The sequence below is a fragment of the Corynebacterium mendelii genome (genome assembly GCF_017307055.1).
Classification (GTDB): domain Bacteria; phylum Actinomycetota; class Actinomycetes; order Mycobacteriales; family Mycobacteriaceae; genus Corynebacterium; species Corynebacterium mendelii.
Genome location: NZ_JAFLEQ010000003.1, coordinates 110,461 through 123,660 on the forward strand (window position 1 = coordinate 110,461; position 13,200 = coordinate 123,660).

Annotated in this window: 6 protein-coding genes; 5 read left to right on the top strand and 1 reads right to left on the bottom strand. The window is 57.6% G+C overall.

Annotated features, from left to right (window positions below; genetic code table 11):
- Window positions 1-88 precede the first annotated feature (88 nt).
- Window positions 89-700 (top strand): hypothetical protein, encoded by a 612-nt coding sequence (locus tag JZY06_RS00545; protein ID WP_207117530.1) that lies wholly within the window; start codon window positions 89-91, stop codon window positions 698-700.
- A 49-nt stretch (window positions 701-749) separates the two neighbouring features.
- Here JZY06_RS00545 and rarD read toward each other — a convergent pair whose 3' ends face one another.
- Window positions 750-1,652, bottom strand: coding sequence for an EamA family transporter RarD (gene rarD, locus JZY06_RS00550; protein ID WP_207117531.1), 903 nt, complete (start codon window positions 1,650-1,652; stop codon window positions 750-752).
- Between the two features lie 343 nt (window positions 1,653-1,995).
- Between rarD and dnaE the strand changes: the two genes are divergently transcribed.
- The 4 genes from dnaE (at window position 1,996) to JZY06_RS00570 (ending at window position 12,884) form a co-directional block, all read left to right on the top strand.
- Window positions 1,996-5,553, top strand: a complete 3,558-nt coding sequence (gene dnaE / locus JZY06_RS00555) for a DNA polymerase III subunit alpha (protein ID WP_207117532.1) — start codon at window positions 1,996-1,998, stop codon at window positions 5,551-5,553.
- Window positions 5,554-5,977: 424 nt separating this feature from the next.
- Window positions 5,978-6,136 carry a hypothetical protein gene (locus tag JZY06_RS00560; RefSeq protein ID WP_207117533.1) on the top strand — a complete coding sequence of 53 codons (159 nt, stop codon included), beginning with the start codon at window positions 5,978-5,980 and terminating at the stop codon, window positions 6,134-6,136.
- 124 nt (window positions 6,137-6,260) lie between these two features.
- Window positions 6,261-11,132, top strand: coding sequence for a prealbumin-like fold domain-containing protein (locus JZY06_RS00565; RefSeq protein ID WP_207117534.1), 4,872 nt, complete (start codon window positions 6,261-6,263; stop codon window positions 11,130-11,132).
- A 108-nt stretch (window positions 11,133-11,240) separates the two neighbouring features.
- Entirely contained in the window at window positions 11,241-12,884 is a 1,644-nt protein-coding gene (locus tag JZY06_RS00570) for a SpaH/EbpB family LPXTG-anchored major pilin (RefSeq protein ID WP_207117535.1), read from the top strand.
- The last annotated feature ends 316 nt before the right edge of the window (window positions 12,885-13,200 follow it).

Sequence of the window (13,200 nt, forward strand, 5' to 3'; positions counted from 1 at the left end):
TTGTGCGGACCTCAGCCGGGCCAGCCGGTCCGCTGGCAGCACCCGGCCCTGTCCACCCCCCCGATAGCCGAAGGATTTCCCGCACACCGTGACCCACACACGACCCGAGGACACCACCAGCCGCTTCGATTTCGAGCAGCTCCGCAAAATCGTCGCGATCATCAGCATTATTGTGCTGGTGGCACTGGTTGCCTGGGCCTCCTACCAGGAGCAGGCCGGTCGGCCCGCCCCCTACAACGGTGACAGTTTGGGCAGGAACACCTCCGAGTCCATGGACAGCTATCTCACACGGGCGGGACAGTCACTTGACCGGGCGCCCGCCGACGAAAAAGCTTTCGCACTGGTCACATTCACCGATCCGCTGCCCACCGCGGCAGCCGGACCGGTGTTCGAATCCGTGGGGATCGGCCGGGTCAATGCCCTGATTGTTGATGCCGCTGCGCCGATTGCCCTGCCTGAGCCGGTGGAACCGGACAACCGGGCAGTGGTGTTTGACCGTGCCCTGAAACGGATGGCCGGTACCGTTGGCGCACCCCCCGCATCCAGTGACTTCTGGATCCGGGGCGCGGTGGTGCGTGACACCGGCACCAAGCTGCGTGAGCTGGCCGCCTCCTCCCCGGAGATTCTCGCCGTGGAGGTGCTTCCCCCGGATGCGGCCTGGGGGCTGTTTGGGGTGCAGCCGGTGGTTACCGGCCGCTAGCAGGACAAAAGCAGCGGCCCTGGGCGTTTCCGGCCCAGTGGTGTGTCCGCTACCGGGCGGGCGTGGTGGCAGTCGGGTGTGTGCCGCGCTGTCTCCGGCGGCGGGTGATGCGCTGCTGGTTGAGCAGATCCCCGATGTAGATGGCCACCGATATCCAGATAATGGCAAAACCCAGCCAGCGCACTTGGGTGAGCTGTTCACTCATCACCACCACCGCCCACAGCATCTGGATGGTGGGGGTCATGTACTGCAGCATGCCGATGGTTGACAGCGGAATCGATTTCGCGCCCAGCCCGAACAGCAGCAGCGGAATGGCGGTGACCACCCCGGTGGACACCAGCAGCATGGTGTGCACCGGCCCATGGGTGGTAAATGTGTTGGTGCCCTGTGACTGCAAAACAACAAGATATCCCAGTGCCAGCGGCGCCATCACCATGGTTTCGGCCACCAGCGACACCCCGGCCGGAACATCGACTTTCTTTTTGATCAGCCCGTAGAAGGCGAAAGAAAACGCCAGCCCCAGCCCGATCCACGGGGCATTGCCGTCGATGACCATCATGGTCACCACAGCCACCACCGCGATACCGACCGCCACCAGTTGGGCGGGGCGGAGCTTTTCTTTCAGAAACACCATCCCCAGCATCACGGCCACCAGCGGGTTCATGAAATAGCCGAAGGCGGCTTCGGCGACATGGCCGGTGTTGACGGCAATGACATAGATCAGCCAGTTCGCCGCGATGAACACCCCCGCCATCGACAGCCCCAGCCAGGTTCTGGCGGTCAACCCCCACAGTTTGCTCATTGTCCCGTTGGCGGTGCACACCACGGCCATAAACACCCCGGTCCAGATAATCCGGTGGGCGAGAATCTCTGCCGGGGCGGCCGGAAGCAGCAGCGGGAAATAGGCGGGGAACAAGCCCCACAAAAGGTAGGCGGCGATACCGAAAATCACGGATGATCACCCTACCCGATCTCCGCGCGGATCAGCCGGGCGCCGGCCGGGAAAAACGTCGGCAGTAACGCGTGCCGGCGCTGATGGTGCCCGTGCCCTTGTGGTGCACAAAGCGCCAATGGAACCCAAACTATTTAATAGCATCTTTTTGCCGGGGTGGGTGGGGGAGGCGGCCGACAGCCCGCAGCAGGGGGCAAAAGACCTGTAGAAGGCACACCCGCCCCAGGGGGCAGCCGAATCCGGTTTACCCCGGTAAAGAGTTGAAAAATGCAGGTAAAACGAGGTTTCCTCAGCGGGTGTACGGGTGGAGGAAACCGCCGCCGAAGCGATAGGATGCGACACCATGAGCGGCTCTTCTTTCGTCCACATCCACAACCACACCGAGTATTCGATGCTTGACGGCATGGCGAAAGTGGACCTTCTGGCGGAGGAATGCCAGCGGCAGGGCATGCCCGCGGTCGGTATGACCGACCACGGCAACATGTTCGGCGCCGACGCGTTCTACCATGCGATGACCAAAGCCGGGGTCAAACCGATCATCGGCATCGAGGCCTACATGGCACCGGAATCCCGCTTCAACAAACAGCGTGTCCGCTGGGGTGAACCCTCCCAGAAATCCGATGACGTCTCAGCCTCCGGCGCCTACCTGCACCAGACGATGGTGGCCGAAAACGCCACGGGGCTGAAAAACCTTTTCTACCTGTCATCGATGGCTTCCTACGAGGGGCAGCTGGGCAAATGGCCCCGCATGGATGCCGAACTGATCGCCGAAAACTCCACCGGGATCATCGCCACCACCGGCTGCCCTTCCGGTGATGTGCAAACCAGGCTGCGACTGGGCCAATTCGACGAGGCTTTGGCTGCGGCGGCGAAATGGCAGGAGATTTACGGCAAAGACAACTATTTCCTGGAGCTGATGGACCACGGCATCGACATTGAACGCCGGGTCCGCGCCGAACTGCTGGAAATCGGCAAAAAGCTCAATATCCCGCCGCTGGTGACCAACGACTGCCACTACGTTCTGGAATCCCAGGCGCAGGCCCACGAAGCCCTGCTGTGTGTGCAGACCGGAAAAACCCTGCAGGACGAGGACCGTTTCCGTTTCGACGGCTCCGGCTACTACATCAAAACCGCGGAACAGATGCGGGCCATCTGGGATGATCTGGCCCCCGGCGGCTGCGACAACACTCTTCTGATCGCCGAACGCGTCCAGGACTACAGCGAAGTGTGGGTCGACCCGGGTAAAGACCGCATGCCGATTGCCGATGTGCCCGACGGCTACACACCCACCGAATGGCTTCGCCACCAGGTCAAAGAGGGACTTGTCGCCCGCTTCAACGGCGGGCAGGTGCCGCAGGACTATGTTGACCGGGCCGACTACGAAATCGAGGTCATCGACAACAAGGGCTACCCCTCCTACTTCCTGGTGGTGGCCGACCTGATCAAACACGCCCGTGAAGTCGGTATCCGGGTCGGGCCGGGCCGCGGTTCAGCCGCCGGATCCCTGGTCGCCTATGCCCTGACGATCACCAACATCGACCCGATGGAACACGGACTGCTGTTCGAGCGCTTCCTCAACCCGGAACGCCCGTCGGCCCCCGATATCGACATCGACTTCGACGACCGCCGGCGGGGCGAGATGATCCGCTATGCCGCCGATACCTGGGGAGAGGACAAAGTCGCCCAGGTGATCACCTTCGGCACGGTGAAAACCAAACAGGCCCTCAAAGACTCCGCCCGGGTGCAGTTCGGCCAGCCCGGCTACCAGATTGCCGACCAGATCACCAAAGCACTGCCGCCGGCGATCATGGCCAAAGACATTCCGCTGGCGGGCATCATTGACCCCAACCATGCCCGCTACGGGGAAGCCGCTGAGGTGAGAAACCTCATCGAAACCAACCCGGACGTGAAAAAAATCTATGACACGGCACTGGGTCTGGAAGGGGTGGTCCGCCAGGCCGGTGTACACGCCTGTGCCGTGATCATGGCCTCTGTTCCGCTGCTCGACTACATCCCGATGTGGAAACGCGCCGCCGACGGGGCGATCATCACCGGCTGGCCCTATCCCGCCTGTGAGGCCATCGGCCTGCTGAAGATGGACTTTCTGGGTCTGCGCAACCTCACCGTCATCGGTGACTGCCTGGACAACATCAAATCAAACCGCGGCGAAGACCTCGACCTGGAAGGCCTGTCGGTGGTCGATGACGCCACCTACGAACTGCTCAGCCGCGGGGATACGCTCGGTGTGTTCCAGCTCGACTCCGGTGGCATGCGGGAGCTGCTCAAACGCATGGAACCAACCCGCTTCGACGATATTGTGGCCGCTCTCGCCCTTTACCGCCCCGGGCCGATGGGCATGAACGCCCACTGGGACTACGCGGACCGCAAAAACGGCCGCCAGGACATCACACCCATCCACCCGGAACTGGAAGAACCCCTGCGAGAAATTCTGGAAGACACCCACGGCCTGATCGTCTACCAGGAGCAGATCATGAAGATCTCGCAGAAGGTGGCCAACTACACCGCCGGTGAAGCCGACGGCTTCCGTAAGGCGATGGGCAAAAAGAAGCCCGAAGTGCTGGCCGAGCAGTACGAAAAGTTCTGGGGCGGCATGCAGGACAACGGCTTTTCCAAACAGGCCTTCCAGGCCCTGTGGGACACCATTGAACCGTTCGCCTCCTACGCGTTCAACAAATCCCACGCCGCCGGCTACGGTCTGGTCAGCTTCTGGACCGCGTATCTGAAAGCCAACTACACCTCGGAATACATGGCGGCGCTGTTGACCTCGGTGGCCGACAACAAAGACAAATCCGCCATCTACCTGTCTGACTGCCGGCACTTGGGCATCAGGGTGCTGTCCCCGGATGTCAACGAATCAGCACTGACCTTCCAGTCGGTGGGTGAGGACATCCGCTTCGGTCTGGGTGCGGTACGCAACGTCGGTGCGGACGTGGTCGATTCGATCGTGAAAACCCGGGAAGAAAAAGGCCCCTACAAAGACTTCGCAGACTATCTCGACAAAATCGAAACATCGGCATGCTCCAAGCGGGTCACCGAATCGCTGATCAAAGCAGGCGCTTTCGACTCGATGGGGCACTCCCGAAAAGGACTCATGCTGGTATTCGAAGACGCCGTCGATGCGGTCATCCCGACGAAGAAAGCCGCCGACCGCGGACAGTTCGACCTGTTCGCCGATCTCGGCGGGGGAGGCAGCGACATCGACGAAGCGTTCGCGATCACCATCCCGGAGGACAGCTGGGACAGGAAACAGGAACTGGCCCTGGAAAGGGAAATGCTGGGCCTGTACGTCTCCGGTCACCCGCTCGACGGTTTCGACGCCGCCCTGGATTCACAAACCGATACGGCACTGACCACAGTGCTGTCCGGGGAATTGCGCGACCGCCAGGATGTGGTCATCGGCGGCATCATCTCCTCGGTTGACCGTCGTTTTTCGAAAAAAGACGGCTCCCCGTGGGCGATTGTCACCATCGAAGACCACAACGGCGCTTCCGTCGAGCTGCTGGTGTTCAACAAGGTCTACGCCATGGTGGCCAGCGTGATCGCCGAGGACAACATCATTCTGGCGAAAGCGACGATCTCCAAGCGCGACGACCGGCAATCACTGTTTTGCTCTGATCTCAAACTCGCCGACCTGGGCACCGGTTCAGCCTCCGGCGCGCCGCTGCGGCTAACCCTGCAGGCCCATCAATGTTCGGTGCAGACTCTGGCAACCTTGCGGGAAGTGCTGGAAAGCAACTCCGGCGAATCCGATGTCTTCATCAATGTGGTGTGCGGGGAAAAATCGGCCACCATGATCCTGCCGGAGAAATACCGTGTGGACCGCACCCCGGGATTGATGGGCGATCTGAAGGCCTCCATGGGGGCGGGGATTCTCGGCTGAGCTTCCACCCGATATGAGGTATAGGGATAGTGAATGGCGCTCAGGGTTCGTTGCGTCGTTCACAGCGTTAAGCAAGGTCACAGTTCTGGCAATACGATAAAACCAGTGGTCAGGGCAGGGTTTTTGGTTTACCGGTCATAGTCGTTGCCCCGCTTGTTGGCGGGGCTGAGGCATTGAACTCTTTCAGGTTTACAGATACCCTGAAGGTTGTTGGGGTAAAAGGCGGGCATTGTCCGTCACGCCCCCACGGCGCATCATTTTCCACGAAGAATTGCCTGTCCCATCCCACCCGGAGGAGCCCAGTGTGACTCACGGGTGGAAAACCGCACAAGGTTCATTATCCCGGACCTACTCCGGGATGGGTGCGGCAGATGCGCTGTGTCAGGTGTGGATCAGGGTCTGAAAGTTGAAGGACGTAGACAGGATGACTGTGAAACGAGTGGCTCCCCGCAGGTTGAGCCGTATCGTCGGCGTCGCCGGCATCTGTGCCGTCGCTGCGCTGGTCGGAGCCACCATGTCCACCCCGGTTACGGCAGTTCCGACAACTGTGAATTCCGAGGAATCGATCCCCCCCCCCCTCTGAATCCGGGATTTCCACACCAAGCGTCTCACCGCATCCTGCTGACGATGTAGCGGAAACATCGTCACCGCGAACCGTTCTCACGCCATCGTCGGCGGCGGTATCCCCGCTGAGAACTTCATCTCCGATGGACGCCCCCGGTTCCCAAATCGAAGCGCCATCGCCTGCATTAAAGACGGGGAGCGCTATTCTCAGTAATTCCGTCACGACCGTGCCATCGGTGGACGAAACACCAGCCACAAGTGATCGCGCTGCTACCGCCCCAACAGTTGGGGCACTGTCAAACATGGTTTTCCCGCCTGAACGGTCGCGCACCAAACGTGCTGCGGTGCCGACAGCTTTCAACAGTGAGCGGGCCGTAAACAGTGAGCCTCTGTTGTCTTCCACCGGAAAGGTGGAGTTGGTCGAAGGCCCTGGCTGGAAGCGTGACAAACACACCGTCTCAACTTTCAAGATTAACCAGGGTCGGCCAGTCGCCATCGACAAATTGACCTACAAGTTGACGGAGCGTCCCGTTTTCCAGCATATCGAAGAAGAGGCGAAGTGCCCTGCGAACCCCAGTGGCGTTTGTATGCGGCTCAAGATTGTGGGGCCGAAAGGGGATGTTCTTCTGGACACGAACTCACCTTCCGCGGGTATCTGGAAGTCCGGCACTGGTGCGGGGGATAACTGGAAGTTTTGGCTTTATCCGCCAGATTCGAATCCCAAAAATCCGAAACCGTATCATTACGCCGAGTGGATTGAACTCAATGCTTACAGCGAGTACCTAGATGTGCAGTTCAATAAGAATTCCAATAACGAGGACTGGGAGTCCGTTCCCCTCTACGTGTCACCCGACTCGACCATCACGATGGAATTCTCGTGGAGGGACGAATGGAAAGATGCTTCTCAGATAAAACAAGAGCTGGAAATCTTCGGCAAGTTCGCGGAGAACCTTTCCCAGCCAACTATTCCAGCTGACTATGCACCGGAGTGTAGTGTCTCAACGATTTTCAACAGTCATGGTATTCCGGGCAGACCCATTACCTTGTATAAACAGAGCATCGGTAAAGTCGCGTTCGGCCAAGTGGGGCAACCTGCGGGTTGGAACTACAACGCAACGGCCTTCAGCCCGAAAAATGGGTTGATTTACGCGGTCAGTCAAACTACCAAGGACTCAGCAACCTACCCGGCTGCACACTTGCTTGCCATCAATCGAGAGACCGGAAATATTCAAGATCTGGGCGCTCTGCACAATTTTTATCCCAATGACAACAATGTGATCAACACCGGTTTCTTCACTCCGGATGGGCAATACTGGGTAGGGAATGCGGCCGCAAGAGGAGCTGGTCTCCTTTATAACATTAACTTGGATTCTGGTGTTGTCACTCCTGTCAACCTCAAGCTGGGTACAACCCCATCAGCGAACGATTATCCACAGGATGCGAGGGTTCGCTCAAACGACTTTACGTTTGCGAAAGATAATCCGAAATACGCTTTCGGGTTGATGAATCAGAATACAGAGTTCACCAAACCAACGCTGGAAAGGGTGAATCTTGACCCAGAGAGTGAGAATTTCGGCAAAATCGACCGGATTGCTCTGGACTGGCTACGAAGCGATACGGGGGCAAAACTTGTTACGGGTCAAGGGTCTTATCCCGGGGCGCACTACTATGGTGCCGCTTGGACATACGGTGATGGGACGTTGGGATTCAGCCGCAATGACGGCCGGATCGTCCACCTGAGAATTGAGAACCCAGAGGCTGAGGCCCCGGGGGTTGTTTTCGGCGATCAAGAGCAGCCAAACCCGTTGGGAATCGAACTATTAGGGTCCGTTAAAGGACCCAAAACCAATGCCAACGATGGTGCTTCATGTCAGGGCACGAGTCGGCCGAACTTGTCCGTGACGAAAACTTTCGTCGAGCAGCGCACCGTTGATAACTCGACTGAAACGGTATGGCATGTGACGGTCAGCAATTCTGACGCCCCTGGTACCGGTCCTGCCGCGGGTTTCAGGATGAACGATATCCTACCTGCTGCGTATCAGTCGGCGACCATCGCCGACCTTCCCGATGATCAGAGTGGTGGAGATTCGGCCGATCCGGATTCTGCGGGTGGAGGCTCGGCTGGGGATACATCTGACAGTGGGTCTTCTCCAGATTCGAACGATGATGAATCCGATTCGGGTACCGCCGACACCCTGTTGAAAAACGCTGTCTGTAACAGTGGTGTCAACGCAAAGCAGCGCTATGCGATTCAGTGCCAGGGGGGTTCCCTAGATGTAGGCGAGAGCTACACCTTTGTTGTGACAGGCGTCCTGAAAAGTGATCACACCTGTGAGGCCAACACCTCCACGATTTCGGGATTTGACCACTCGGACAACGAGATTCCGGTCGAACAGCTGCAAAGCACCGCTGAATGTCCGACCTTTAGCTCCAAGAAAGAAGCCCTGGCAGACCAGAATCCTGCAACCGTGGAAGCAGATCCAAAGGCGCCGGTGACAAATATTTCGGATGGAAAAGCCCAGGTGGTGGTCTACTACAAGATATCGGTTGCAAAGAAACTGCCTGGGAGCCAGCAGCTGCCGGGTCCGATTGTTGACACACCGAAGCTTCCCGAGGGTTTCTCCCTGAAGGAGTTCGCCTACAGCGTTGATAGTCCTGTGCCGGTGACAGAGGCGAAGACCCTAAAACCTGGGGATAACAACGAGATTCGTATCCCAGTCGATTCGATAGGGAAGGTAGGCCCCGATGGCAAAGAGATTTTCATTCGGATTACTGCCCAAGCGGAGGCGAACGACTCGGCAGCTCTCACCGATGAGAGATTGACATGCGAGGCCGGGAAAGAAAATAAGGGTTTCATCAACAAGGAGCGCATTGAGGAAGTCAGTGACTCATCTGATCCCCAAGAAGACAACAGTGCTTGTGTAAGTGGTCAGATTCCACCCAAATTCAACCTTCAAAAAACGGTTCAAGAAGGGAGGGAAACCGCATCGGTCGAGCGATTCTCGGACAACAATGTGACAAAGGTCCGGATGACCTCCTATTACACAGTGATCGTGAGGTCTGATCAAAAAACAGCTGTGACTCTGCCAGCCGATGTCATAGACACCCCTGATCTGGCCGAAGGCGTTGAGGTCGAGTCGCTGGAGTATGCGACTGGCGATTCCAACGAAAACTGGACCAAGGCTACGAAAACGACACAAGATCAGTCCCCGTTCGGGTACATCATTCCGAAAGCTCGGTTTGGCTCTGTTGGCACTGAAGGTACTTCGGTGCCTGTCAAACTGGTGACAGTGACGCCGTTGAGTACTTTCACCGATTCCACGTCGAAAGCGAATTTGGTCTGCTCGGACAACACGGCTAAAAAAGGCCTGTTCAACAGTGCGGTGATCCAGGGAGTGGATGAGACTGAAGATCCACGAGCGGACAACTCTGCATGCGTGACACCGACTGTTCCGATGTTCTCTTCGAAGAAGACGGTTGACGACGAAACGCCCGCAACGGTGGAAGTAAACGGAAATACTGCAACCTTGACCTCTTACTACAAGTTGGAGGTCAAGTCCACCAGCGAGGCGGGCTCCGATCTTTTTGAAGATGTTATTGATACCCCACGGTTGGCCGAAGGTGTCAAGGTGTCGGGTTTGAGCTATTTCCACGACGGAGAGTGGGTTGAAGCGGCGAAACAACAGCAAGGAGAGGGCTACAACATTCCCAAAAGCTTGTTCAAGAAGGTGACGAGCGAAGGGAAAGAAGTCAAGATCAAAATGGTGAGCACCACCGGGATCGACAACCTCACAGGTGCCAACTACGAGAATAAGCTGAAGTGTGCAGAGGAAGACGGGGTCAAAACACCTCAGAAGGGCCTTTTCAACCATGTTGAAATACCGGGGATTGGAGATACTGAGGATCCCCGGGGTGACAATGACGCTTGCGTGATGCCACGGTTGCCGAAACTCGTGGTGTCAAAGGACCCACGCCCCGGCAACGCCGTACAGGCGACCCCCGACGGCAAAGCCACTCTGGTCTACACAATTTCGGTTGAAAACAAAGACGATTCTCTCAAGGGAAACACGGGAGTTCTCGTCGATCAGTTCAATCCCACGAATCGATTCATCACCGTGGATGAAGTCACCGTTGTCCAAGACAGTCCTGATCCAACGAATAGTGAAGTCGAGGTTGCTGGTTTCGTCGAATCCCCTGTGATATCGGAGTTCACCGGCACCGGTGCGGTCATCGCTAGTGACGTTATTTTGCCACCCGGAGCGAAACAAACGTTCACGGTCACCGTGAAAGTGACGGTTACTGAAACCAGTGAGAACTGGGCGAGCACAATCGGAAAATGCGACGCGGAGCCCGGTGCATCCGACCAGACTCCCGGCATCAGGAACAAAGTGAAGATGGATGCGGTGGATACTGCGGAGAGGCCCCTCGACGACGATGAAGCCTGTATCCCGGTCACGCGACCTGAAGATGCGACTTTGGTGCTGAAAAAAATGGGGTACGACCCTGCGGCCGGGAGCCCTGACTATCAGCCCCTCGAAGGGGCAGGATTTGCTGTTTATCCCTCAACGGCCAGCGAGGATGGTTCTGAGTCGACCACTTACGCGCCTGATTACAGCAAAGCCGAGGCCGTTCTCACGGCCGATCCCCAAAACACCGGAGTCTTGGTCGCCGAGAATTTGAAGCCTGGGATCTATTTCCTTGTCGAAACACACGCCCCAGCTGGATACAGTCTGCTCCCAGCACCTGTGCAGTTCACCATTGAACCGAAGCAAAACGGGTCCGGATACCAACTCTCCGGTGTTGAAGAAGGGGCGATCGTTCAAATTCCCACCCCGCAGCCAGATGATTCGATGAGGGTCTCAATGCAAATTAATGATGTTGTTCAAGGTCAGCTGCCCGCATCGGGTGGACCTGGTGTTCCTTGGTACTTGGCACTGGGGGCTCTGCTGATGACTCTCGGGTTCGCTTGGGCCAGAAAGAACACCAGTGATCTTCAAAAAACCGGCCGTCCTTAGGCCGTGACCACAACACGAAACACAGACTCGGCGATCACCGACACCGGATTCGGGACAACCGAAGACCGGAAGGTAAAAGGATCGCCGCCCCCGAAGGGATTGTGGCCGGTGGAAACCAGAACCACATTACTTCGGCACCATCCAACAGTTCCCATCAAAGTGAAGGAAGAACGAATGTTAAACAGGACTCAACGTTCCTGCCGGGCAGCCGCCATTGCCGCCGTCATAGGTCTTGGTACTGCCACAGGAACAGTTCCGTTGATTGTCAGCCCTGCTGTTGCGGCTGAGCAGCCGGCCTCGCTGATTGACGCGAGCAAAAATGAACAGGCCAGCATCAAGATCCACAAGCGTCAAGGAGTGGCTGAAACCCCGGAGAGCCATAATCCCGGTACTAAGTTGCAGACGCCTCCCGGTAAGCCTCTCGAGACGGGGCAGACGGCCACATTCACAATCACCAAGTTGCAGGCTGATCTGACTACAAATGCCGGCTTCAAAGCCGCCCGCGAGCTGACGGTCGATAGCCCCGCTGTTGACACCAGCTTTGGTACGAATGGTGTTTCTGAGGCGAAGCAGGCGACAGCAACCAATCCCACTGTCACGTTCGGGAACCTTCCCCTGGGCGTGTACAAGGTCGAAGAAACCGCCGTCGAAGGCGGTCTGGTTCCTGCCGCACCATTCCTCGTTTTCGTTCCGATGACCACGGGAGCAAACCACGATAGCTGGAACTACGATATCGAGGTTTACCCGAAGAACTCCACGGTCAGCGTTGACAAAGAGGTCAAGGATTCTGAAAAAAACGGGAATCTCAAGCAGGCCGGTTCGGCGCTCGACTACACCATTAAATCGGACGTTCCGACAGGCGGCAGTGTCACCAAATATCAAATCGTCGACGTAATCGATGGTCAAGCCGTTGAGTCGGAGGATAGCATTGTCGTCTCAACGGTGACGCTTCCCGGTGGAACGGTATTGCGCGCCTCCGATTACGATGTCGTCAAGGCTGGGCCAGATGGCTCACCGTCGAAGATCACTACGACGATCACCCTGAAGGGCACAGGGTTGCAGAAGCTGAATGCTTCACTTTCCGGTCAAACGGCACCGAAAGTAACCGCGAAGATCAATGTCACAGTGAAAAATGACTTCGCTGCTTCAGAACTGACCAACGAGGCGAAGTTGATTGCCCGTACCGATGGGAGCAACTCCGATACGGAAACACCCGGCAGTGAGGTCAAGACAAAGTTCAAAAACCTCAAGGTTCTGAAGCACAAGGAAGGCGCCGAAAACGAGCCGCTGACAGGTGCTCAATTCCAACTGCACTACTGCACCGGAGACTCGAACAATTTGGCCGTCGACGGTGATGCGATCACGGTTGGTGGTGAGAATTCATGGACCACCGGGGATGATGGCACCATCGTCATCAAGGGTATCCATGTGACCGACTTCTCCGACAATGCTGAGGTCGACAACGGCAGCCAAAAGACCTACTGTCTTGTTGAGACCCAGGCTCCCGACGGATACGAGTTGCTCGCGAAACCGGTAGAGGTGCAACTCACCTCCGCTGATTACACCGGCGATAATTCCGTCGATATTGACGACGGCGCCAAGGCGATCTATAAGAAAGTGCCGAACGTCAAGTCCACCCAGCCCGAGCTGCCGTTGACCGGTGGTAAAGGCATTGCAGCCATCCTCGCGTTTGGTGCTGCCGTGATGGGTGCAGGTTTCCTGTACGCACGCCGCAACACCCGCCGGGCCTGACATTGTGACCGGTGGCTGTTCACGCGCATGTGCCGAGTGAGCAGCCCGGTGCGGTGGCCTGCGGGCTACTGCACCATCGGGCAAGCCGCCCGGTCGGGTGGGGAAGAGCCCGTTTTTCCCCACCGGAAGAAATTGTTGGATGATGTTGGGCCGTCCCGGTTGCGCCCCTGGTGAGCGGCTGTTTATGCAGCCGATCACACAGAGGACGCAACCCGGGCACGGCCGGGGCTGTTGCCATCCACCACATACCCGCTTTCACCACCCGGTGGTGTCTTCGACACCTGTAGGGCGTGTGGCAGGGCAGTGGCTGTGTGCC

Coding starts and splice junctions, on each gene's coding strand:
- JZY06_RS00565 (WP_207117534.1), top strand. CDS start 6,261: ATGGACGCCCCCGGTTCCCAAATCGAAGCGCCATCGCCTGCATTAAAG.
- JZY06_RS00560 (WP_207117533.1), top strand. CDS start 5,978: ATGACTGTGAAACGAGTGGCTCCCCGCAGGTTGAGCCGTATCGTCGGC.
- dnaE (WP_207117532.1), top strand. CDS start 1,996: ATGAGCGGCTCTTCTTTCGTCCACATCCACAACCACACCGAGTATTCG.